The 22,597-nt window shown below is 70.1% G+C and carries 21 protein-coding genes and 2 pseudogenes; 15 read left to right on the top strand and 8 right to left on the bottom strand.

Features of this window, described 5'->3' with window-relative positions; all coding sequences use genetic code 11:
- Positions 1-317, bottom strand: a pseudogene (locus VGR06_RS43485) (hypothetical protein); the annotation flags it as partial.
- A 78-nt stretch (positions 318-395) separates the two neighbouring features.
- Between VGR06_RS43485 and VGR06_RS43480 the strand changes: the two are divergent.
- The 3 genes from VGR06_RS43480 to VGR06_RS43470 all read left to right on the top strand — a co-directional run bounded on the left by VGR06_RS43480 (position 396) and on the right by VGR06_RS43470 (position 2,253).
- Positions 396-1,196, top strand: a complete 801-nt coding sequence (locus VGR06_RS43480; RefSeq protein WP_327565130.1) for a Cof-type HAD-IIB family hydrolase — start codon at positions 396-398, stop codon at positions 1,194-1,196.
- A gap of 98 nt (positions 1,197-1,294) precedes the next feature.
- Complete coding sequence (locus tag VGR06_RS43475; protein ID WP_327565129.1) at positions 1,295-1,777, top strand: histidine phosphatase family protein; 483 nt, start codon at positions 1,295-1,297, stop codon at positions 1,775-1,777.
- 239 nt (positions 1,778-2,016) lie between these two features.
- Positions 2,017-2,253 (top strand): cupin domain-containing protein, encoded by a 237-nt coding sequence (locus VGR06_RS43470; RefSeq protein ID WP_327565128.1) that lies wholly within the window; start codon positions 2,017-2,019, stop codon positions 2,251-2,253.
- Here VGR06_RS43470 and VGR06_RS43465 read toward each other — a convergent pair.
- Entirely contained in the window at positions 2,250-2,606 is a 357-nt protein-coding gene (locus VGR06_RS43465) for a hypothetical protein (RefSeq protein ID WP_327565127.1), read from the bottom strand. The genes VGR06_RS43470 and VGR06_RS43465 overlap by 4 nt on opposite strands.
- A 193-nt stretch (positions 2,607-2,799) precedes the next feature.
- Here VGR06_RS43465 and VGR06_RS43460 point away from each other — a divergent pair, with 193 nt between their 5' ends.
- The 3 genes from VGR06_RS43460 (at position 2,800) to VGR06_RS43450 (ending at position 7,509) form a co-directional block, all read left to right on the top strand.
- Complete coding sequence (locus VGR06_RS43460; protein WP_327565126.1) at positions 2,800-3,003, top strand: cold-shock protein; 204 nt, start codon at positions 2,800-2,802, stop codon at positions 3,001-3,003.
- Positions 3,004-3,170: 167 nt separating this feature from the next.
- A complete protein-coding gene (locus VGR06_RS43455; RefSeq protein WP_327565125.1) occupies positions 3,171-5,990 on the top strand; it encodes a PQQ-dependent sugar dehydrogenase in 2,820 nt (939 codons plus the stop codon).
- Between the two features lie 583 nt (positions 5,991-6,573).
- A complete protein-coding gene (locus tag VGR06_RS43450; RefSeq protein WP_327565124.1) occupies positions 6,574-7,509 on the top strand; it encodes an NAD-dependent epimerase/dehydratase family protein in 936 nt (311 codons plus the stop codon).
- A 7-nt stretch (positions 7,510-7,516) separates the two neighbouring features.
- Here the strand turns inward: VGR06_RS43450 and VGR06_RS43445 are convergent, their stop codons facing one another.
- Together VGR06_RS43445 and VGR06_RS43440 are read right to left on the bottom strand one after the other, a co-directional pair.
- Entirely contained in the window at positions 7,517-7,867 is a 351-nt protein-coding gene (locus tag VGR06_RS43445; RefSeq protein WP_327565123.1) for a DUF2304 domain-containing protein, read from the bottom strand.
- Position 7,868: 1 nt separating this feature from the next.
- Positions 7,869-8,558 (bottom strand): glycosyltransferase family 2 protein, encoded by a 690-nt coding sequence (locus VGR06_RS43440; RefSeq protein ID WP_327565122.1) that lies wholly within the window; start codon positions 8,556-8,558, stop codon positions 7,869-7,871.
- 101 nt (positions 8,559-8,659) lie between these two features.
- On the opposite strand from VGR06_RS43440, the gene VGR06_RS43435 reads away from it, so the two are divergent.
- The 5 genes from VGR06_RS43435 to VGR06_RS43415 are packed head-to-tail and all read left to right on the top strand — an operon-like array spanning position 8,660 to position 14,169.
- Positions 8,660-9,838, top strand: a complete 1,179-nt coding sequence (locus VGR06_RS43435; protein ID WP_327565121.1) for a glycosyltransferase family 4 protein — start codon at positions 8,660-8,662, stop codon at positions 9,836-9,838.
- A 5-nt stretch (positions 9,839-9,843) separates the two neighbouring features.
- Positions 9,844-10,938 (top strand): glycosyltransferase family 1 protein, encoded by a 1,095-nt coding sequence (locus VGR06_RS43430; RefSeq protein ID WP_327565120.1) that lies wholly within the window; start codon positions 9,844-9,846, stop codon positions 10,936-10,938.
- A complete protein-coding gene (locus VGR06_RS43425) occupies positions 10,935-12,194 on the top strand; it encodes a hypothetical protein (RefSeq protein ID WP_327565119.1) in 1,260 nt (419 codons plus the stop codon). Before VGR06_RS43430 ends, VGR06_RS43425 begins: the two co-directional genes overlap by 4 nt.
- Positions 12,195-12,229: 35 nt before the next feature.
- The gene (gmd, locus tag VGR06_RS43420; RefSeq protein ID WP_327565118.1) at positions 12,230-13,264 is read left to right on the top strand and encodes a GDP-mannose 4,6-dehydratase; all 1,035 of its coding nucleotides are present in this window, start codon (positions 12,230-12,232) and stop codon (positions 13,262-13,264) included.
- Between the two features lie 8 nt (positions 13,265-13,272).
- On the top strand, positions 13,273-14,169 hold the full coding sequence (locus tag VGR06_RS43415) for an NAD-dependent epimerase/dehydratase family protein (protein WP_327565117.1): 897 nt from the start codon (positions 13,273-13,275) through the stop codon (positions 14,167-14,169).
- A gap of 383 nt (positions 14,170-14,552) precedes the next feature.
- Here the strand turns inward: VGR06_RS43415 and VGR06_RS43410 are convergent, their stop codons facing one another.
- Positions 14,553-14,849, bottom strand: coding sequence for a hypothetical protein (locus tag VGR06_RS43410; RefSeq protein ID WP_327565116.1), 297 nt, complete (start codon positions 14,847-14,849; stop codon positions 14,553-14,555).
- On the opposite strand from VGR06_RS43410, the pseudogene VGR06_RS44235 reads away from it, so the two are divergent.
- A pseudogene (locus VGR06_RS44235) lies at positions 14,781-14,987 on the top strand (glycosyltransferase); the annotation flags it as partial. The gene VGR06_RS43410 and the pseudogene VGR06_RS44235 overlap by 69 nt on opposite strands.
- A 49-nt stretch (positions 14,988-15,036) precedes the next feature.
- Here the strand turns inward: VGR06_RS44235 and VGR06_RS43400 are convergent.
- From VGR06_RS43400 to VGR06_RS43390, 3 genes are all read right to left on the bottom strand, one after another.
- Positions 15,037-15,408, bottom strand: a complete 372-nt coding sequence (locus VGR06_RS43400) for a hypothetical protein (protein WP_327565114.1) — start codon at positions 15,406-15,408, stop codon at positions 15,037-15,039.
- 158 nt (positions 15,409-15,566) lie between these two features.
- A complete protein-coding gene (locus VGR06_RS43395; RefSeq protein ID WP_327565113.1) occupies positions 15,567-16,283 on the bottom strand; it encodes a hypothetical protein in 717 nt (238 codons plus the stop codon).
- Between the two features lie 55 nt (positions 16,284-16,338).
- Entirely contained in the window at positions 16,339-18,237 is a 1,899-nt protein-coding gene (locus VGR06_RS43390) for a glycosyltransferase (RefSeq protein ID WP_327565112.1), read from the bottom strand.
- 101 nt (positions 18,238-18,338) lie between these two features.
- Here VGR06_RS43390 and VGR06_RS43385 point away from each other — a divergent pair, with 101 nt between their 5' ends.
- Genes VGR06_RS43385 through VGR06_RS43375 form a run of 3 tightly spaced genes read left to right on the top strand, consistent with a single transcriptional unit; the run spans position 18,339 to position 22,595 of the window.
- Complete coding sequence (locus VGR06_RS43385; protein WP_327565111.1) at positions 18,339-19,850, top strand: DUF2142 domain-containing protein; 1,512 nt, start codon at positions 18,339-18,341, stop codon at positions 19,848-19,850.
- A 6-nt stretch (positions 19,851-19,856) separates the two neighbouring features.
- Entirely contained in the window at positions 19,857-21,854 is a 1,998-nt protein-coding gene (locus tag VGR06_RS43380) for a DUF6541 family protein (RefSeq protein WP_327565110.1), read from the top strand.
- 24 nt (positions 21,855-21,878) lie between these two features.
- Positions 21,879-22,595 carry a class I SAM-dependent methyltransferase gene (locus VGR06_RS43375; RefSeq protein ID WP_327565109.1) on the top strand — a complete coding sequence of 239 codons (717 nt, stop codon included), beginning with the start codon at positions 21,879-21,881 and terminating at the stop codon, positions 22,593-22,595.
- Positions 22,596-22,597: the final 2 nt, after the last annotated feature.

Below are 22,597 nucleotides of genomic sequence, written 5' to 3'. Positions count from 1 at the left end.
AGGCGTGCCAACGCGATCAGCGCGAAGGTGAGCGTCGTGCAGGCCACGGTCATGGTCACCGAGATGCCGAAGTCGATGTTGTCCGTGGTCTCCTTGGAGAACGCGAAGCCGATCGCCGAGGCAATCACCGTTCCGGGGCCCGAGACGCCGTCCCAGCTGACGATGGCGATCACCAGCGAGAGCACACCGCACACGAGGAACAGCCCAGCGGTCACGTAGGCCGGCGCGGTGCTCGGCGGCCGCGGCGGGTAGTACCCGTAGCCGGGCGGCGGGGCGCCGTAGGGCTGGGGGTACCCGGGCTGCGGTGGATAGGACACGGCTCACACGATACTTCTCACAAGCGGAGCCAAGCCCGAAGCAACCCCAGTGTCACTCGTGCTTGTCAGGATGGTGCTGTGGAGAAGCCCAAGTTGGTGGCGTCCGACGTGGACGGCACGCTGCTCGACCCGATGGCCCGGGTGACCCCGCGGACCGCCCGGGCGGTGCGCCGAGTGGTCGCGTCCGGCACGCCGTTCGTGCTGGTCACCGGCCGTCCACCACGCTGGATCCCGCCGGTGGCCGAGGAGACCGGGCTGACCGGCTACGCGGTGTGCGGCAACGGCGCGGTGCTCTACGACATCGGCGCCGACCGGGTGCTCGTCGCGCACGGCCTCGACCCGGTACTGATGCACGACGTGGCGCACGCCCTCGAGCGGGCCCTGCCCGGGATGCGGATCGCCGTCGAGCGGACCGGCTCGGCACCGGCGTACGTGGTGGAGCCCGGCTACGCCAACCCCTGGGGCGACCTGGACAATCACGGCCGGGTGGCGCCCCGGGCCGAGGTGCTCGGCCATCCGGCCACCAAACTCCTCGTCCGGCACTCCGACATGTCCAGCGCCGAGATGGCCCGCGCCGCCGCCGAGGTGCTCGACCACCAGGTGGACGTCACCTTCTCCACCAACAACGGCCTGCTCGAGCTCTCCGCCCCCGGCATCACCAAGGCCACCGGCCTCGCCGACGTCTGCACCCGCCTCAACATCGCCCCCCGCGACGTCATCGCCTTCGGCGACATGCCCAACGACGTCGCCATGCTCCACTGGGCCGGCCACGGCGTCGCCATGGCCAACGCCCACCCCGCCGCTCTCACCGCCGCCGACGAGATCACCGCCCCCAACTCCGAAGACGGCGTAGCCGAGATCCTCGAACGCTGGTTCTGACGTCGCACAGCGCACCGGAACGTACGACTCACTTGCCCGAACGTCGAACTCGGTTGCTGGAGCGTCGAACTCGCCGGACGCCCTGGGATGCTGTGCGGATGGCGGAGCGGACGCTGGTGGTGGTGCGGCATGCGAAGTCGGACTGGACGCAGGCGGTGCCGGATGAGGAGCGGCCGCTGGCGGAGCGGGGACGGCGCGACGCGCCGGGCATCGGCAAGTGGCTGGGGGAGCACGTCGGGGATCTTGATCTGGTGGTGTGCTCACCGGCGCGGCGGGCGCGGGAGACGTGGAAGCTGGCGAGTGCGGAGTTGGCGCGGAAACCGCCGGTGCAGATGGATGAGCGGGTGTACGCGGCCGGGCCGGGGCGGTTGTTGACGGTGCTCGCGGGGTGGCCGGACGAGGTGGCGAGCGTGGTGCTGGTGGGGCACAACCCGGGGCTGGCCGATCTTGTCGAGCTATTGTGCGGGGAGCGGAGGGAGATCAAGACCTCGGCGATCGCGGTGCTGCGCTGGGCGGGCGACTGGGTGGACGCCGAGTTCGTCAAGGCCACGCTGGACGGGTTCGCGATTGCCCGAGGTTGACGAGGGGAGCACGAGGATGTCGTATCCGGAGCCGCGGTATCTAGGTGAGGGTGGCGAGGTCAGCGCGACCTACCGGGCGGGCGGGGCGGAGCCGGAGCTGGTGTACGCGGCCGGAACGCGGGTGCACTACCTGGCCACCGGTGCGTCCACCGGGGGGCAGTTCGGGTTGTACCGGTGGGACATGGGACTGTCATTTACACCGGTCGATCTCGGAGTCGTTCTTCATCCTGTCCGGCAGCGTGCGGATCTACGACGGCACGCGGTGGATCGACACGCGGCCCGGGGACTTCGTGCATGTGCCCGAAGGCGGCATCCACGCGTTCCGAAACGAGTCCGGGGAGCCGGCGTCGATGCTGCTGCACTTCGCCCCCGGCGCGCCGCGCGAGGGGTACTTCGAGGGCCTGGTGGACCTCGCCGGCATGACGGAGGAGGAGCGGGCGGAGTTCATGCTCCGCCACGACACCTTCTGGCTCTAATGACCGTTCGAGCGGTGAGCGACCTCGCGGAGCGCGATCGGGGCGCCGGCCAGGTCCTCCTCGTTGCAGAGCAGCTTGACGTCGTAGTACGGCGAGTCTTCGCTGTCGTCGTAGTCGAGGTGGATGGCGATGACGTCGACGGGCTCGCCGAGCCACTCCTGGGTGCGGCGCAGCCACTCGGCTGAGCGCTCCAGCGCGGTGGGCAGGTCGTCGTCGCGGAATTCGACCGGGCGGTAGGGCACGCCGTAGACCTGATCACCCTGGTGCGGGGGGCGGGGGAGGTTGACGGAAACGCCAGCTTCGTCAAGTTCGAGGGCGATGGACACGGGTCGGTCACCAGCAAGCTCGCTCACCTAGGAAGGGTCTCCCAGCCCGTGGCTGGTCGCAACCCCCGCACGCGGCGTCGGTCGGTGGGATGTGCTTGACTGTCGACGGTCGTCATCTCTCGATTCCTCCAGGTACGCCGGAGAAGTCGCCGTGAAGAAACCGGCCGCACGCCGCACCCGTGGCGTGGAAGTTATCGGTAGACCTGTCGAGGAGACAGTCGTGGCAGTAGGCACTGTGAAGTGGTTCAACTCCGAGAAGGGCTTCGGCTTCATCGCGCCGGACGACGGCAGCGCCGACGTCTTCGTGCACTACTCGGAGATCCAGGGCAAGGGCTTCCGCAGCCTGGACGAGGGCCAGCGGGTTCAGTTCGAGATCGGCCAGGGCACCAAGGGCCCGCAGGCCACCGGCGTCACCGCCATCTGATCCGTCACTGAGGACCGCCCGTTGACCACGGGCGGTCCTTGCTTTTCGCACAGTCTCCCTTCCGGGTGAAACACGGTCACCCGAATCGACGATGCGTCCACAAGCGGAGGGAAAAAGGCCTGCTCACGGCCCCCTCGTCGGACTTCATCTGCGACAAGGGGACGGACATGCGGCTGCGCGGCACACGGGTGCAGTCCGTTCTCGCCACGCTGGGGTTGCTGGCCGGGCTCGCCGTGACGGTGGCCGCCGCCCCGGTGGCCGCCGCGGCGCCGGTCCTGCCCACCGGTTTCCTGTTGCAGGACATCGACAGCGGGCTGCAGCCCGGTGACCAGCTCACCGACTTCGCCTACCTCCCCGACGAGAGCCTGATCACGATCGGCAAGACCGGCAAGGTGGCCTGGGTCCCCCAGGTGGGCTCACCGCGCGTGATCGCCACGCTGAGCGTCTCCACGAATGGCGACATGGGTCTGGTCGGCATCGCGGTCGCGCCCGACTACGCGACCAGCCACACCGTCTACACCGCGCGCACCGTGCCGAGCACCCAGCCCGGGTCAGGCCAGTACGGCATGCTCAGGCTGAGCAGGTGGACGGTGAGCACGGCCACGGACGGCTCGCCGACCGGCCTCGGCGGGGAGCAGACGCTCGTCCAGACCTCGGCCGACGGCCTGTCCCACGGCATCACCGGCGTGATCGCCGCCGAGGACGGCACGGTGTGGGTGTCCATCGGCGACTCGGCCGACTACAACATCGTCGACCCGGTCGCGCTCCGCGCGCTCAACCCGGACGACCTGCACGGAAAGCTTCTGCACCTGCGCCAGGACGGCTCCGGTGCGCCGGCCAACCCGTACTACGACGCCGCCCACCCCCGGTCCGTCCGCTCCCTGACCTATGCCAGCGGGTTCCGCAGCCCGTTCCGGTTCACCCTCGAGCCGGTCACCGGCCGGCCGATCCTCGGCGACGTCGGGTGGTACACCACCGAGGAGCTCGACGTCGTCAACCCCGGCAACAACTACGGCTGGCCGTGCTGGGAGGGAGGCCAGCCCACCCCGGGCTACCGCGACCTGCCGGGGTGCGCGGGTGCGACCACCGCGAGTCCGCTGTGGTCATATCCGCACCGCAGCGGGGGCGGAGCGGTGGCCGCCGGCGTGGTGTACACCGGGGCGAGCTATCCCGCGGAGTACCGCGGCCGGCTGTTCTTCGGCGACTACGTCTTCGGGCAGATCTTCACGCTGCGCACGAACGAGCGCGGCGAGCTCGTGACACCTCCGGAACCCAACGGGTTCGGCAGCGATCTTGGCAACCCGGTGAAGCTCTCCACCGTCCCCACCGGCGGCGACATCGTCTTCGCGGACATCGGCGCGGCCCGGATCCGGCGCCTGGTCTACGCGCCGGGCAACAACCCGCCGCAGGCCGTGCTCAGGTCCACGACCGACCCGGCCACCCGGACGGTCCGCTTCGACGCCGCCGCGTCCACCGACCCCAACGGGGATCCGTTCCGCTACCGCTGGGACTTCGGCGACGGCTCCGCGCCCGTGGCGGGCGACGACCCGGTCACCACCCACACCTACCCGGCCAGCCCGGATCACTTCACCGCGACGCTGACCGTCACCGACCCGCTGGACGCGGCGGGCACGGCGACCGCGACCGTGTACCCGGCCAACCGCCCGCCGACCCTGTCGTTGACCGCACCGCGCGATGACACGACGTTCGCGGTGGGCGACAGTGTGACCGCCAGCGCGACCTCGAGCGACACCGAGGACGGGCCGCTGCCGGTGTCCTGGTCGGTCCTGCTGGTGCACTGCACGGCCGTCGCGTACTGCCACGACCATCCGGGCGAGCAGCAGAGTGGGCCGAACTTCCAGATGGTCTTCACCGGCCACCCGGGGAACAGCCGGCTCGAGATCACCGCGTCGGCCGCCGACAGCCGGGGAGCGACCACGAGCCGGACCTTCGTGGCGCATCCGAAGCAGCGTCGGGTGAGCATCGAGAGCAACACCGCCGCGACCTTCACCATCGGCGCCGAGCAGACGACGTCCGGGCTGTTCACGGTGGGCACGAACCTGTCCATCGTCGCCCCGGCGAACGCGCAGGACGGCGTGGCCTCGTTCGAGCGCTGGGGCGACGGCAACACCGACCGGGTCCGGCAGCTGGTGCTGCCCGACGCCGACCAGGTGCTCCCGGTCAGCTACTCGACGCCGATCGACCGCCGCTACGCCGCCGACGGCGCCCTGCGCGACCGGGTCGGCACCCCGGTCGCCGTGGAGCAGGGCGACTCGACCGTGCGCTGGCGGGAGTACACCGCCGGGCGGGTCTACTGGTCGCCCGGCGCCGGGGCGCACTACCTGGCCGGCGCCATCCTGCAGACCTACCTCGTCGCGGGCGGGCACCTGGTGTATGGGGTGCCCACCACCGACGAGACCAGCCGGGACAACGTCGGCACCTTCAACGAGCTGGAGCGCGGCGCGATCTACTGGAGCCCGTACAGCGGCACCCACTTCGTGGTCAACGGCATCCGCGCGCGGTACCGGTCGCTGAACGCCGAGCTGTCCTTCCTCGGCTACCCCACCAGCGACGAGACCAGCCGCGACAACTACGGCACCTACAACCACTTCCAGTACGGCTCGATCTTCTGGAGCCCGGCCACCGGGATCAACTACGTGATCAACGGCATCCGGGCCAAGTACGCCGCCTACGGCTGGGAGCTGTCCTTCCTCGGCTACCCCACCAGCGACGAGACCAGCCGCGACGGCTACGGCACCTACAACCACTTCCAAGGCGGATCGATCTTCTGGAGCCCCGCCACCGGCGTGCACTCGGTGGTCAACGGCATCCGGGCGCAGTACGCGCAGCTCGGCTGGGAACGCTCCTACCTCGGCTACCCCACCAGCGACGAGTTCGCGGTGCCGGGCGGAGCGCGGTCGAACTTCCGCAACGGCTACATCACCTGGAACGCGGTCACCGGACAGATCACCGACCACCGGTACTGACCGGCGACCTCGGTGTTTCAGAAAGTGGCGGGTTTGGTGAGTGGGTGCGCCTGGGTCGCCGGGGTGGCCCGGTCGTGTTGGCGGGTGGCGGTTTCGGCTATGGCTGGGTCCTCAAGAAGGCTGGGGAGGGGCCGGGTTGGTCTTCCTGGTCGCCGTGGCGGGTCGGCTGGAGAGCTTTGGGGTTCTGTTGATCTTCTGGGGGCGGACTGGGTGGGGCCATGATCGCTGTTCGGGGCGGGTTAACCGCGCCAGGCGCGGTCAGGCAGCCCGAAACAGCGATGGGTGTGGCTCTGCTGGAGGGAGTTACCGGTCGTTGGCCGGCCGGCGGCGGCTCGGAGCCTGATGTCCTGAAGGGACCCTTCCTGTCATTGAACGTCCTGAAGGCGTCCTTCAGCACGCTGGCCGATACCTCACTGGCCCCACCTGTCACATCAGCCCCGACCACCTGATCAAGATCCACAACTCCCCTCCGAGGGAGCCGCACCCAACAGTGATCTTGGGTTCAAGATCACTGTCTCGGTCCTCGCCCCCGCCGCCCGACCACCGGTACTCACCGGCGATCACGGCTGGATAGGCTCGCGCCATGCGTGCCCTTGTCACCGGCGGCGCCGGATTCATCGGGTCGACCCTGGTCGACCGGCTGCTGCGCGGCGGCCACCAGGTGGTCGCGGTCGACGACCTGCGCCGCGGCCGGCGGGAGAACCTCGACGCCGCGCTGGCCGCCGGCGGCACCCTCCGCGAGCTGGACATCCTGGACCCCGCGCTGGCCGAGCTGGTCGCCGAGGTGCGGCCCGAGGTGATCTTCCATCTGGCCGCACAGATCGACGTGCGGGTGAGCGTGGCCGACCCGCTGCTCGACGTCACCCAGAACGTGCTGGGCACGGTGAACCTGGCCGAGGCGGCCCGGCGCGCGGGCGTCCGGAAGATCGTCTTCGCGTCCTCCGGCGGCTCCATCTACGGCACGCCCGAGCACCTCCCGGTCGGTGAAGACGTCCCGGTCAACCCCAAATCTCCTTACGCCGCCTCGAAAGTCTCGGCCGAGGTGTTCCTGAACAGCTACCGCCAGCTGTACGGCCTGGACTGCACGCACCTCGCGCTGGCCAACGTGTACGGGCCGCGCCAGGACCCGGGCGGCGAGGCCGGCGTGGTCGCGATCTTCGCCGGCGCGCTGCTGGCCGGCCGCCCCACCCGGGTGTACGGCGACGGGGACAACACCCGGGACTACGTCTACGTCGACGACGTGGCGGCGGCGTTCGTGGCCGCGTCCGGTGAGCTGGGTGGCGGGCGCCGGTACAACATCGGCACCGGCCGGCAGACCTCCGACCGGGAGCTGCACAGCCTGATGGCCAAGGAGATCGGCGTCCCGGACGAACCCGGGGAAGCCCCGGCCCGCAAGGGCGACCTCCGGGCGTCCGCGCTGGACGCCCGAGCCGCCGAAGTCGAGCTTGGCTGGCGCCCCGCGGTCACCATCGCGGAAGGCATCCGGCGCACCGTCGACTACCTGCGCCGGGACGGCTGACCGGGCGCTAGTCCCCGGGCGGGACGTGGCTCGGCGGCTCGGCGGCCTCCAGCGCAATGGCCCGGGCCAGGCGCGCGTACCGCAGCTCGAGTTCCTTGAACCGCAGGTAGATGTTCAAGGTGGCGAACGTGAACACCACCACCAGCGCGTACAGCAGCAGGTCGGTGCCCCGGCCGACGCCGAGCCAGCCGGCCACCACCGAGACGTCCCCGGGCCGCAGCGCCGCGTAGGCGCCGAACAGCACGAACAGCACGAAGGCCAGCTTGGTGCCGGCGGCCGTACGCGCGCTGCCCCGGCGGCGCAGGAACAGCACCAGCAATCCGATCGACGCGGCGACCAGCACGTACTGAATCAGCATGTCAGTGGCCCGCCCTGCTCTTGAGCATCGTCTCGAAAACGATGTTCACGCCGTTGATCACCGACTGGCCCTTGGCCATCGAGTAGTCGGTGTAGAGGATCGTCACCGGCTCCTCGGCCACCCGCCAGCCCCTGCGGTCGATCATCTCGACGATCTCCGAGGCGTGGCTCATCCCGTTGAGGGTGATGTTGAGCTGCTCGGCCACCGTCCGGTTGAACACCCGCAGGCCGTTGTGCGCGTCGGTCAGCCCGAGCCGGCGGGTCCGCGGGCTGAGCAGCACCACGGTCTTCAGGATGAGCCGCTTGATCCACGGGATGTGCGAGGTGTCGCCGTGGAACCGGGTGCCGACCACGATGTCCACGTCCTCGGACTTCAGCCGCCCCAGCATGGCGACCACGTCGTCGACCTGGTGCTGCCCGTCGGCGTCGAACGTCACGAAGTAGCGCGCCCCCGGCTGGGCCCGGGCGTACTCGACGCCGGTCTGCAGCGCCGCGCCCTGGCCGAGGTTCACCGGATGCCGGACCAGATGCGCCCCGGCGGCGCGGATCTCCACGGCCGAGCCGTCCCGGCTGCCGTCGTCGACGCACACGACATGGTCGAAGGTCTTCCTGGCGTTGCGGACGACCTCGCCGATGACCTGCGCCTCGTTGAAAACGGGGACGATGAGCCACACGTCTGGCCAGTCGCTCATCGACGCTCCGCAAAGTGTGGGGGGTTGTCGGACGGGCTGAGCGTAGTACAGCCCGCGCCGCGTCTAGGATGCCTGTGCCCTTGTGGAAGGAGGACCAACAGGTGCGCATCGCCGTCGCCTTCGACTGCCTGTTCCCCTGGTCCAAAGGCGGAGGAGAGCGCCTGTACCGCACTTACGCCGAGGACTTCGCCGCCGCCGGGCACGAGGTCACCTACCTCACCCGCCGGCAGTGGGACGGCGAACCGCCGGTCATCGACGGCCTTCGGGTCGAGGTGATCAGCGAGGACCGCGAGCTCTACGACGGCAACGGCGTCCGGCAACTGGGTCCGGCGCTGCGGTTCGGCCGCGGCCTGTTCGGCCACCTGCGCCGCAACCGGAAGGCCTACGACGCGGTGCTGGTGAGCGCCACCCCGGCGACCAACGTGCTCGCTGCACGGGCGGCGCTCGCCGGCAGCAGGGTCGTGGTCGCGGTCGACTGGCTCGAGGTGTGGCGGGCCGGGCAGTGGCGCGAGTACTCCGGGCCGCTCGTCGGCCGGGCGGCCAACCTCCTGCAGGGCCTGGCGATCCGGCTCAGCCCGATCGCCACCTGCCCCTCCCAGTTCTCCGCGCAGCGGCTGCGGGAGCGGGGGGTGCGGGCCGAGCCGGTGATCAGCCCCGGGCTCATCGACATGGACGGCGCGACCGAGCCGACGCTGTCCGTCCCGGCGCCGCCCCGGGTGATCTTCATCGGCCGGCACATCCCGGACAAGCGCATCGAGTCGCTGCCGGCCGCCATCGCGCACGCCCACACCCACGTGCCGGACCTCACCGCGACGATCTTCGGCGAGGGGCCGACCAGCGCCGCGGTCCAGGCCGAGATCGACCGGCTCGGCCTCGGCGACGTGATCACCATGCCGGGCTTCGTCAGTCAAGACGAGCTGGACGAGGGCATCCGCACCGCCGCGTGCCTGGTCAACCCGTCCGCCCGGGAGGGCTACGGCCTGGTCGTCGTGGAGTCCTGCGCCGCCGGGACGCCGGTGGTGCTGGTGGCCGGGGAGGACAACGCCTCGGTGGAGCTGGTCGAGGACGGGGTGAACGGCAAGGTCGCGGCGTCCACCGCGCCGGCCGAGCTGGGCGCCGCCATCATCGATGTGGTCACCGCCGGCGAGCCGCTGCGCAAGACCACGCACCGATGGTTCACCGAGGCGAGCCGGACCCGGACGGTCCACGCCGCCGCGCGGCAGATCGCGGAGCGGCTGGCGGAGGCCGCCGAGCAACGCTCCGTAACCGCCCTACGATGACCGGCGTGGCCCTTCGCATCGCCGTCGACCTCGTCTTCTTCACCGGCCGCAAAGGCGGGACCGAAAGCTACGCCCGCGGCATGTTCCCCGCCCTCGCCGACCACGAGGATCTGCGCTTCGTCGGCATCGGCAACCGCGAGCTCGACGCGAACCCGCCGTCCTGGTTCCCCGGCGAGATCGTGGCGCTGCCGGTGTCCGGGGAGAACCGGGCGGCGTGGGCGGCCGCGGTGGCGCTCGCCGTCGCGCCCCGGGCGCGGGGCATCCGGGCCGACGTGCTGCACTGCCCGTCGAACTTCGGTCCCGCGGTGCGGCTGCTGCCGACCGTGGTGACCGTGCACGACGTCTTGGCCGTCCGGCATCCGGAGTGGGTGCCCGGCGGCCGGGCCCGCGGCGTGCAGACGCTGATCAGGTCAACCGTCCGGGCGGCCACCCGGATCATCACCGACAGCCACGCCTCGGCTGCCGACGTGCACCGGCTGCTGGGCCGGCCGATGTCCGACATCGACGTCATCCACCTCGGCGTCGAGCCCATCGACCCGCTTGACCACGGCGCCGCGCCGGCCGCCCGGCCGTACCTGCTGGCCGGCGGCAACCGCATGCCGCACAAGAACTTCGAGCGGCTGCTCGAGGCCTGGACGCTGATCCCGGCGCCGGAGCGGCCGCGGCTGGTGATCACCGGCAGCCACGGCGAGGACCCGCTGCTGCCGACCGTGCGGCGGCTCGGTCTCGAGGACGACGTCGACCTGCTCGGCTGGGTGAGCGCCGAGGAACTGTCCGCGCTGTACCACGGCGCCAGCGCCTACGTCTTCCCCACCCTGTTCGAAGGGTTCGGCCTGCCGGTGCTCGAGGCGATGGCCCGCGGCTGCCCGGTGCTCGGCTCGGACATCCCGGTGCTGCGCGAGGTCGGCGGCGAGGACATGGCCTACGTCGACGCCACGGACGCCACGGCCATCGCCGCCGCCGTCCGCCGCCTGGTCAGGGACCCCGAGGCGCAGTCCGCCATGGCCGCCGCCGGCCGCAAACGGGCCGCCACGTTCACCTGGCAGCGCACCGCCGACGCCACCGCCGACGTGTACCGCCGGCTGGTGAGCCAACGATGAGCGCCGCGGTCAGTGGGCGGCGCGCCGGGCTCGTCGTCCTGATCGCGAGCTTCGCCGGGCACGCCGGCAACTACCTGTTCTATGTGATCGCCGCGCGGCTGCTCATCCCGCCGGAGTTCGCCGCGATCTCCGCGCTGATCGCGTTCGGCACGATCGCCATGATGCCCGTGAACGGGATCCAGGTGGCGGTGGCTCGAGATGTGGCGGTGCTGCGCACCTCGGCCACGTTCGGCGAGTTGTCCGCATACCTGCGTCGGATTGGCGCCCGGATGGGCATGGCATGCCTCGCCATCCTGGTGGTGATCGGCGGCCTGAGCCCGCTGCTGGCCGACCGGCTGCACCTCAGCTCGCCGCTGCCAGTGGTGCTGGCCGCGGTGTGGATCGCCGGTCTCGCGTTGCTGGCCGTGATGATGGGCGTGGCCCAGGGCACGGAGCGGTTCGGCTACGTCGCGTTCTCGCTGGCCGGTCCACTCGGCGTGGTGCGGGCGGCGCTGCTGCCGCTGTGCATCCTGGCCGCTGGGATGGCCGGCGGCGTGTGGGCGATGATTCTGGCCACCGCGGTCGGCATTGCGGTGCTGATCGGGCCGGTGGCGGCAGGTGTGCGGATCGCCCCGACCAAGCCTCCACCCTTGCCGAACATGTTGGTCACGATGGTCGCGCTGCTGGCGTTCTCCTCGCTGACCAACGTGGACCTGCTGGTGGCCCAGGCGGCGCTGGCCGAGTCGGACCGGGCGCACTACGCCGGTGCCGTGCTGCTCGGCAAGATCGCCCTGTTCGCGCCGTCCGCGCTGGCGCTGGTGCTGCTGCCCCGGGCCACGTCGGCGCTGGAGCGCGGCGAGCGGGCCGAACGGGCGGTGCTGAAGACCATGGCGCTGACCGCGGCGTGCGGGCTGCTCGTCGCCGCCGTGCTGTGGCTGATGCCGACCTGGGTGCTGACCGGCACGTTCGGCCCGGAGTACGCCGCGTCGAAACCGCTGCTGGCGCCGCTGGCCCTGGTCATGACGGCGGCCGCGGTGCTGTGGGTGCACCTGACGTTCGCCGTGGCCAAGCGCAGCCGGCGGATGATGACCGGGCTGGTCGGGGCCGCGGTGACGCACTGGATCCTGCTCGCGTTCCTGCACGGCTCGCCGGGGCAGATCATCACCGCCTCGGCGATCGCCATCGGGGCCAGCCTCGTGGTGATCGAGATCGGCTCGAGCAGCGGTGTCGTCCGCATGCTCAAGGGCACGCCGGCCATCCTTGCCGGCCAACGTTAAACTGCGTCATTCCGACCGAGGAGCCAGCCAATCCCATGCGAACCGCACTCATCACCGGCATCTCCGGCCAGGACGGCGCCTACCTCGCGCAGTTGTTGCTGGACAAGGACTACCAGGTGTACGGCGCCTACCGGCGGACCAGCTCGATCAACTTCTGGCGGATCGAGGAGCTCGGCATCCGTGAGCACCCGAACCTGCACCTGGTCGAGTACGACCTGACCGACCTGGGCAACAGCATCCGGCTGCTGGAGAGCACCGGCGCGGACGAGATCTACAACCTGGCCGCGCAGAGCTTCGTGAGCGTGTCGTTCGACCAGCCGGTGACGACCGCGCAGATCACCGGGATCGGGGCGCTGAACCTGCTCGAAGCCATCCGCACGGTCCGCCCGGGGGCGCGGTTCTACCAGGCGTCCACCTCGGAGATGTTCGGCAAGGTGCAGTCGGTGCCGCAGGACGAGTCGACCTCGTTCTACCCGCGCAGCCCGTACGGCGTGGCGAAGCTGTTCGCGCACTGGACCACGGTCAACTACCGCGAGTCCTACGACCTGTTCGCCACCAGCGGGATCCTGTTCAACCACGAGTCCCCGCTGCGCGGCCTGGAGTTCGTCACGCGCAAGGTCACCGACGCGGTCGCCAAGATCAAGTTGGGCAAGCTGGACGCGCTGGAGCTCGGCAACCTCGACGCCAAGCGGGACTGGGGCTTCGCCAAGGAGTACGTCGAGGGCATGTGGCGGATGCTGCAGGCCGATGAGCCGGACACGTTCGTGCTGGCCACCAACCGCACCGTGGCCGTCCGCGAGTTCGTCACGCTGTCGTTCCGCGCCGCGGGCCTGGAGCTGCGCTGGGAGGGCGCCGGGGAGACCGAGCGCGGCCTGGACGCGGCCAGCGGGCGCGAGCTGGTCCGGGTCAACCCGCGGTTCTACCGGCCGGCCGAGGTCGACCTGCTGATCGGCGACGCGTCCCGGGCCAGGGAGATCCTCGGCTGGCAGGCGACCACCTCGATCGAGGAGCTGACCCGGATGATGGTGGAGGCCGACCTCGCCCGCAACGAGCGCGGCAGCACGTTCTGAGGATTCCGATGCGCGCCTTGATCACCGGGGTCACCGGGTTCACCGGCCGCTACGTCGCGGCCGAGCTGACCGGCGCCGGCCATGAGGTGGTCGGGCTGGGCCATCCCGGCGGGATCCACGAGGACGGCGTGCCCGGGGTCGAGGTGCACCGGGTGGACCTGCTCGACCGCGACCGGCTGCGCGGCATCGTGTCCGGGCTGGACGTGGACGCCGTGCTGCACCTGGCTGCGATCTCGTTCGTGGCCCACGGCGACGCCGACGAGCTCTACCGGTCCAACATCGTCGGCAGCCGCAACCTGCTCGAGGCGGTCGAGGGCGCCGCGCACACCCCCCGCATCGTCGTGCTGGCCAGCAGCGCGAACATCTACGGCAACGCGACCGTCGAGCCCATCCACGAGGATGTCCCGCCCGCCCCGGCCAACGACTACGCGGTGAGCAAGCTGGCCATGGAGCACATGGCCGGGCTCTGGGCCGACCGGCTGCCGATCGCGATCACCCGCCCGTTCAACTACACCGGCGCCGGCCAGGACGTCCGGTTCCTGATCCCGAAGATCGTCGACCACTTCCGGCGCGGCGAGCGCAAAATCGAGCTCGGCAACACCGGCGTCTGGCGGGACTTCGGCGACGTTCGCACGGTGGCCCGCTACTACCGGCGCCTGGTCGAGGTCGCCCCCGCTGGCGCGACCCTCAACCTGTGCTCCGGCGTCGCCCACTCACTGGACGAGATCCTGAACCTCATGGCCGGCATCGCCGGCTACGACATCGAGGTCCGGGTCAACCCGGCCTTCATGCGTGCCAACGAGGTCCTCCGCCTCGTCGGCAGCCGCCGCCGGCTCGTGGAAACCCTGGGCGAGGAGCCGGTGATCCCCCTCGCCGACACCCTCGAGTGGATGTACTCGGGCTAGCTTTCCGCGCGGGAAGCAACATCACGTTCATGCCGTAGCGCAGGCAACGCCACTGATCGATGATCCGTCATGGCGCACTGAAAATTGAAATTGGCATCCAATTTGTCACGCATTTGACAATGGTTGCAGCACAACCATTTTGTACACGTTGGACATAGTTTGAGCTGCGAGTTTGATGTGAATCTGGGTAGCCGAGGCCGATGACGGCGACATATTTTGAGTGGTCTATCTTCCCCTGGTGACCAGACCCCCGCAGACCATTGTTGTCGACATCGACGTGCTGGCGAAGGGCAGCAAGACGGGTGTCTACTATTATGCCCAACGACTGTTCGACGCCCTGCTGCGCCTCGACGACGACAACGTGTACACATTGTCCACTTCGGTCAATCCAGCGACGAAGAGGAACTTGGCTTACCTGTTGGGACCGCCTGGTCGATCACTACGGCGCCGACGCCAGCAAGATCTCCGTAGTCACGCCGGGCTTGGACCACTCGGTCTTCAAGCCTGCCGGTGCGAAGCGGATTGAGGAGGTAATGACCAGGTTCGGCATCGACCGGCCATACGTCCTGAGCGTCGGTACCATCCATCCGCGCAAGAATCCGATCGGCCTGATGCGGGCTTTCGACCTTCTGCCTCCAGAGATAAGCGAAAAGTACGCGCTCGTCCTTGTCGGCGGCCAAGGCTGGCAGAGCATCGATGAGCTGCATAAGCTGTTGAGCGAGCGCTTGACGATTATCCGTACCGGTTACGTGCCGACCGAGGACTTGCCCGCACTGTATTCCGGGTGCAGCGCGTTCGTGTTTCCGTCGTTGTTCGAAGGTTTCGGCATGCCGCCGCTGGAAGCGATGGCCTGCGGCGCACCGGTCATCACAGGCAACAAACTCGTCGCTGCCGGAGGTAGTCGGAGACGCCGGCGTACTCGTCGACATCCGCGACACCGCCGAGTTGGCACGCGCGGTCGAGAAATTGCTCACCAACCCTCAGTGGGCAGACGAACTGCGCAGACTGGGGATCGAGCGGGCGCAGAACTTCACCTGGGGACGGAGCACCGACTTTGCCGGCGAGCCGACGCAGGTACCCACTCAACTCACCACCGGTGCCGGAGGTCCGGAGTGCGGCCACATCCCGCGCGACAGCCATCTGAGCACCGTTGACCGGCATCATCGCAATCGTGCCGAACGTGATCAAAGCGGTGATTGCGGAGAACTCCCCCGGCGTGACCATCCGGGCGGCAATCAAATAAACAGGTAGTTGCCTACATGGCATGTGATGCTCGCGGCCAAGACAATCATGGCCTCACGCTGGGCCGCGCCGACTCTAGGCTTCGCGACCGTCATCGTGCGCCCTCACTCACATCCCGAACCGCCGAGAATCCCTCCAGGAAACATGCGCTGGTCCTAGATCGTCCCGACGTACAGGCCGTTGGCGCCGGTGAAGGGTTCGCCGTACTTGCGGGTGAGACACTCGTCGCGGTCAGCCTCCACCCAGTCGTTGCGCTGGTTGATGCGGACCAGCCAGCTTTCCTGGGGGAACTTGATCTCGCCGGCACGGAGGGCGTCGTCGAGGCGTCGGTTGTAGCCGATCGGCAGGGTGATCAGCAGGCGTCCGCCGTCGGCCATGCAGGCCCGGACGGCCTCGACCGCGCGGAGGATCTTGTCCGGCTCGCGCGGCTCCTCGTCCCAGCCGACGTGCTCGAGCGTGGAGATGGCCACCACGGTGTCAAAGGGCTCTTCCGGCTTGAAGTCGACGATGTCGACGTTGAGCACGCCGGGGATGGTCTCGTACTTGTCCACCACCGTGTGCCCGGGGTGCCCGTAGTGCGCGAGGACGTTGCCGATCTCCAGCAGGCGGCCCTTGCCGGCGGCCAGGAAATAATCGGCGATGGCGATCTCGACGGTCCGCTCGTTCAGGAACGAGTTGTTGTAGCGGGCGAACGCGTAGGGAAGGTCCTGACCGCGGAAGCTGAACCGGTCGTTCTGCCGGCGGGCGCGGATGATCGGGTAGGTGAGCTGACCGCGGGCCACCGCGGCGATACGGCTGCTGGTCGTCGCCAACCCCTGCTCCTTGACCAGGGAACGCAGGCTGGTGACGATCCTGTTCATTTCGGTTCGCATCACGTGAATGCTTGGCACCTGGGGTCCCTTTCCGATGCTTTCGTAGGGTCGGCGGCTAGCTCTCGAAGACCTTGCGCCAGGACTCGACGGAGGTGAGCTCCGGCAGCGCGGCGCGGTACGTCTCGCGCAGCCGCGGCCACTCGCGGATCAGCCGGCGGTAGTTCTGTGCGGCCTGGCGGGACAGCTCGCGGAACAGCTTGGGATCCCGGTGCCGGAACGCCACCCCGCTGCCGTCTGCGTTGGAAACCGTTGCGCTGTCGAGGTTTCCGAGCAGGTACCAGCGTGCGCTCGCGGACGGCACGTTCACCTGCGGGCGGTCCGCCGCCGAGGCATCGGGCTTGCGCAGGTTGTGCAGCAGCGCCTCGGACGCCCGCAAGGCCAGCTTGACCGGGTTCTCCGGGCGGTGCAGCATCCGCTCGGCCTGGACCATGTCGAACGTGGGCGGCGGGAACGCGCGGGCCGAGTTCAGCACGCGCGCGTCCGAGTACTCCGCGCGCAGCGCCTGGATCTCCGGGAGCGTGCCGCCCAGCATGTCGAACAGCCGGTCCGGTCCGGCCATGAAATCCTCGAGCGCCTTCTGCTCGATGGCCACGGTGGAGTACTGCATGTTCAGCAGCCGGCCGAGGGTGGCGCGCAACCCCTGACGCAGCAACGTCTTCCGCACGTCGTACGGGGTGTGCAGGGCGGCCAGGACCAGCCGGTTGCGCAGGTGGAAGTAAGCGGTCCAGTCGGTGCTGTCGTTCTTGTTCGTCCACGGCATGTGCCACACCGCGGCACCCGGCAGGCTCACCGTGGGAAAGCCGGCCGCCAGCGCGCGCAGCGAGTACTCCGCGTCCTCCCACTTGATGAACAGCGGCAGCGGCAGCCCGGTCCGCTCGATCACCTCGCGCGGGAACAGGCAGCTCCACCAGCCGTTGTAGGTGACGTCGATCCGCCGGTGCAGCTCCTTGGTCGAGCGCAGCGAGTGCGCGGCGAAGTCGTGGTCCTCGATCGCGCCCGGGGCGGCCCGCCACATGCACGTGCCGAGGTCGACCACCTCGCCCATGCTGTGCAGCCGGGACCGGGCCTGCAGGTTCAGCATGTGGCAGCCGACGATCACCGGCGACGCCGCGGCCCGGGCGAACGCGTTGGCCCGCAGGACACTGTCCGGCTCGAGCATGATGTCGTCGTCCATCAGCAGGATCTGGTCGACGTCGGTGTGCTCGAGCGACTCGAACAGGGCGCGGGTGAACCCGCCGGAGCCACCCAGATTGGCCTGCTCGATCACCTCGAGGCGGCCGCCGAGCCCGGCGCCCGCCTCGGCGAACCGCGGGTGCGCGGAGATCTTCCGGGTGCCCTGGTCGGCCACGTAGACCTTGTCGATCACGTCCAGCACGGCCGGGTCCCCACCGAGCGCGAGCAGCGAGGCGACGCAGTCGTCCGGACGGTTGAACGTGGTCATGCCGACCGACACCGTGCGGCGCGGCAACTCCTGGGCGGCCACCCAGGCCCCGCCGGAGATCTCCAGCGGGGTGTCGTCGGTGAAGACGTCGAACCAGACCCAGCCGCCGTCCTCGAACGCCCGGATGTCGACCGGGAACTCCAGCTCCGTCCACCCGTCCGGGCTGCGGACCGGCTGCCCGGTCAGGTACACGATGTCGCCGCTGGCCTGGGAGCGGTAGACGTCCACCCGGCCGGCGCCGCGCGCGGACAGGCGCAGGGTCACCTCGTCGACCGTGGTCCACCGGCGCCAGTAGCTGGCCGGGAACGCGTTGAAGTAGGCGGCGAACGAGACCAGCGCGGACGGCGGGACGGTCACCGCCCGCCGGGACGACACATGGCAGTGCACGTGCTCCGGCTCGTCCAGGTACATCGGCCGGACGTCGAGCGGGTCGCTGTCCCGCGGCATGATCACTCGCTGCAGCACAGTCCGCTCCATCGCCGGGGCCGGCGTGGCCTGGTGTGACAGAGTCATGCGCTGGGTGCTCCTTTGCTGGGCAGGCGCGCCGCAAACCGCGGTCGGCTGGGCCCAACCGGCCAGATCACGTTATTCGGTGTCGCCTAGTATGCACGTTCGTGATACGCAGGCTGCCGGGAGCCCGGCTGTGGCTGGTCGCCTTTGTCGGCCTCTGGTTGCTGTTCGCCGGATGGGCCTTCGCGGCCCCGTATGATGGACCGCCCGATGAGCAGCAGCACGCGCTGCGCGCCGCGGCGATCATGAACGGGGACGTCCTCGCCGGGGCGGACCGGGGACAGCTCGTGCCGGACAGCCTCTACCGCCGCCCGTTCTGCTTCCCCATGCGTCTGACAGTCCCGGCCAACTGCGCGGTGGAACCGGGTGGATCCGAGACCGACCAGGAGTACTGGGTCGCCGCGGCACGCTACAACCCGGTGTACTACGCGATCACCGGCTGGCCGCTCGGCTTCGAGCCGAACTGGCGCGGAATCGTGGCGTCCCGGCTGCTCAACGGCGCTGCCATGGCGGCGCTCATCGCCTGCGCGGTGGTCGCCGCCGTCCGGTGGACCCGGCACAAGGCGATGCTGGCCGGGGTGGTGGTCGCGGTGACGCCGATGGTCGCCCACCTCGGCGGGGCGATCAACCCGAACGGCGTGGAGATCGCCGCGGGCCTCGCCCTGTTCGCCGCGCTGCTCTCGCTGGTGCACGACCAGCGGGAGGGGATCAACCGGGCGGCGGTGGCGCTGGCCGGCGTGTCCGCCAGTGTCCTGGTCACGCCGCGGTTCGCCGGCGTGTTGTGGTTGGCGGTCATCGTTGGCGCGGTGCTCATTCCGTCCGCCAAAGCGCGGCTGCGGGAGCTGGCCCGGTCGCGGGTGGTCCGGATCTGGTCCGGGGTGGTCGTGCTGGCCGTGCTCGCGTCGGTCGGGTGGACCCTGCTGGCCAACACCGCCGAGGTCGGCGGCACCGACAAGGGCCAGACGGTGGCGCGGATCCTCCGGGGCGAGATCTTCGACATGTGGCCGATCGTGACCCAGCAGATGGTCGGCGTGATGGGCTGGGCGGAGACGCCGCTGCCCGGGATGGTCTACGCCGTCTGGTACATGGCCGCCGGGCTACTGCTGCTGGGTGCGCTGGTGCTGGGGAACCGGGTGGACCGGTGGCGGCTCAGCGCACTGTTCCTCGCCACCTTCGCCCCCCTGGCCGCCGCCGAGGTCCTGCTCGCCAACACGACCGGTTACTTCAACCAGGGGCGCTACTTCCTCCCCGGCGCGGTGGGCCTGCCGCTGCTCGCCGCGTACGTCATGTCCCGCCGCGGGCTCACCCCGGAGAACCTGCGCTCCATGACCCGGCTCCTCGCCTTCCTGCTGGTGCCCATCCAGCTGATCTGCCTGCCGTGGACCATGGCCCGGTGGAGTTCGGGGTGGATCAGCCTCAACCCGTACAACGGCAGCTGGTTCCCGCACTACGGGGTGACGCTGCCGCTGGTGCTGGCCACCCTCGGCACCGCGGTGCTGTTCTTCCTCTACTGGCGGGCGTCCCGGGTTCCGGCCTCGTCCCCGCCGCCACCGCCGCCGGTCGAGGCGAAGGAGACGGTCGAGGACGCGGCGCCCGCACAGACCGTGTCGGTGTAGGGCCCGATGAGCTGGGTGGAGGCGGTGCCGGCCGCGCTGGTCGGCTGCGCGTGGCTGGTGCTGCCGGGGTTGGCATTCGCCTACGCGCTCGGGCTGCGAAGCGTCGCCGCGTGGGGGACCGCACCGGTGGCGAGCGTGGCCCTGGTGGGGCTGACGGCCGTGCTCGCGGGCAAGGTCGGCGTCGCGTGGTCGCCCACCCTGCCGATCGCGGTGGCCGCGGTGGTCGCGATCGGCATCGGGGTAGCCGCTCTTCTGCTCCGCCGGCGGTTTCCGGTCGTCCGGGAGGCGGATCCGCGGGCCGTCAGTATCGGCGCCGCGGCGGGGTTGCTGGGCGGGCTGGTGCTCGGCGCGGTCGCGATCGTGCGCGGGTTCGGCCGGCCGGACAACCTCTCGCAGACCTACGACGCGCTGTTCCACTACAACGTGGTGGCGCTGATCCTCGACACCCGCGACGGGTCCTCACTGACGGTGTCCAACTTCGGCACCCCGGGAACCCCGGCGAGCTTCTACCCAGCCGCCTGGCACGACTTCGTCTCACTCGTGGTGACGAGCACCGGGGTCGGCATCCCGGCGGCGGCCAACCTGCTCTCCGCGGTGGTCGCGGTCGTGCTGTGGCCGCTGTCCTGCGTGCTGCTGGCCCGGCAGATCTTCGGCCGCTCCCCCGGCGCGCTGGCCGTCACCGGCGTGCTGAGCGTCGGGTTCGCCGCCGGCCCGTGGGGGCTGCTCGGCTTCGGTGTGCTGTGGCCCAACGCGCTGGGCATGGCGATGATGCCGGCGGGCCTGGCCGTCCTGCTCTCCCTCACCGGGCTGGCCAGGGACGACGCGCTGGGCCGGCGGCGCTCCTGGGTGCTGCTGGCGGTGGTGCTGGTGGCCGCCACGTTCGCCCACCCCGGCGCGCTGTTCGGCCTCATCGTGCTCGGCGTGTTCCCGGTGGGGCACGCACTGCTGCGGCGGGTGCGGAGACTCGGGCGGGAGGACCGGGCCTGGCGCGGCGCCGCCGAAGTGCTCGCCGCGGCCGCCGTGCTCGGCGCGGCCTGGTACTGGACCGCGACGACCCCGAACCCCACCTTCAAGAACGCCCGGGAGATCCACTGGCCGCCGTTCGAGACGCCGTCGGCGGCGGTCGGCGAGGTGCTGCTGAACGCGACCAACGGGCGGGAGGCGCTGTGGCTGCTGTCCGCGGTCGTCCTGGCCGGGGTGTTCGCCAGCCTGCAGGTGGCCGGGCACCGGTGGCTGGTCCCGGCGTACGCGGCGACCGGCTTCCTGTTCGTGGTGGCCGCGGCGCTGAACCGGCCGGACACCCGGAAGTTCGTCGGGTACTGGTACAACGACTCCTACCGGCTGGCGGCCATGCTCCCGGTCACCGCCGTGCCGCTGGCGGTCGCCGGAATCCTCTACCTCACCGGGAAGATCGTCGCGCGGGTGCCTGACGCGCCCCGGACGCCCGCCTGGCTGACCCGGATGGCCGGATCGGCGACGGCGGTGGCCCTCCTGCTGGTGGCCCTGCTCGCCGGGCTCACCCGGGGCCTGTACGTGCCCGACCGAACCGATCGCCTGGCCGTGCAGTACCTGCGGCCGCCGCCCGGTGACGTCCTCGCCTCGTCCGCCCAGCGGGACTTCCTGACCAGCATCGGCCCGCGCATCCCCGCGGGCTCGGTGGTGGCCAACAACCCGTGGGACGGCAGCGGAATGCTGTGGGCACTGGCCGACCGGCGCCCGCTCTTCCCGCATTTCACCGCGCCGGCGACCGCCGACCAGACCTACCTCGCCCGGCACCTGTCCGACGCGGCGACCGATCCGGAGGTGTGCCGGACGGCCCGCAAGCTGAACGTGGACTACCTGCTCATCGGCGACGCCGAGTTCTGGCCCGGCGATCCGCGCCGGTACAACTACCCGGGGTTCGCCGATCCGCTGTCGCGCAGCGGATTCCAGCTCGTGGCGGCCGAGGGTGGCCGCAAGCTCTACCGGATCAGCGCGTGCGCCCCCAGCACACAGACCCCCTGACCCGGCCCGGTAGCCTCTGGGCCCATGTCGGAAACTGCGGATGTCTGGACCCAGCACGACAACAGTGACAAGAACGTTCGGGCCGGCGCCCAGATGCGGCAGTACCAGCACATCGCCGACCGGATTGCGGCCGATCTTCCCGGGGGCAAGGTACTCGACTGGGGCTGTGGCTTCGGACAGGTCAGCAACCAACTCCTGCTGCGCGGACTGGACGTCACGTCGTACGACTACGAACCCGGCGACCCGAGCGTCCAGCCGCTGGAGCTCTATCCGCACATCTCGGTGCACCACTCGTCCGAGCCAGTTGCGCTGCCCTTCGAGGACGGGCAGTTCGAGGCGGTGCTCAGCTGCGGGGTGCTCGAGCATGTCCCCGACCCGCCCGGGTCGCTCGCCGAGCTGCGCCGGATCCTGCGGCCCGGCGGCACGCTGTACGTCTACAACCTGGCCAACCGGCGGTCCTACCTGGAGCGGCTGGCCAAGCTGATGGGCATGTACTACCACGGCAAGTTCCCGAACGACCGGGTCTACACCTTGCCGGAGGCCCGCACGCTGCTGACCGACAACGGTTTCCGCGTGCAGGAGATCCGGCGGGCCAACATGCTGCCGCTGACCGCTCTGACCGGTGGCCTCGGACAACGGCTGGCTGGCATCATCTGGGCCGCCAACCAATTCCTCGCCCGCATCCCGGGCCTCAACCAGTTCGCGACGAACGTGGAGCTCGTCGCGGTGCCGGCCACCTAAAC

This window comes from Actinophytocola sp. (assembly GCF_036002505.1).
In the GTDB taxonomy this organism is placed as follows: Bacteria; Actinomycetota; Actinomycetes; order Mycobacteriales; family Pseudonocardiaceae; genus DASYTH01.
This window is presented reverse-complemented; position numbering and strand designations above follow the sequence as displayed.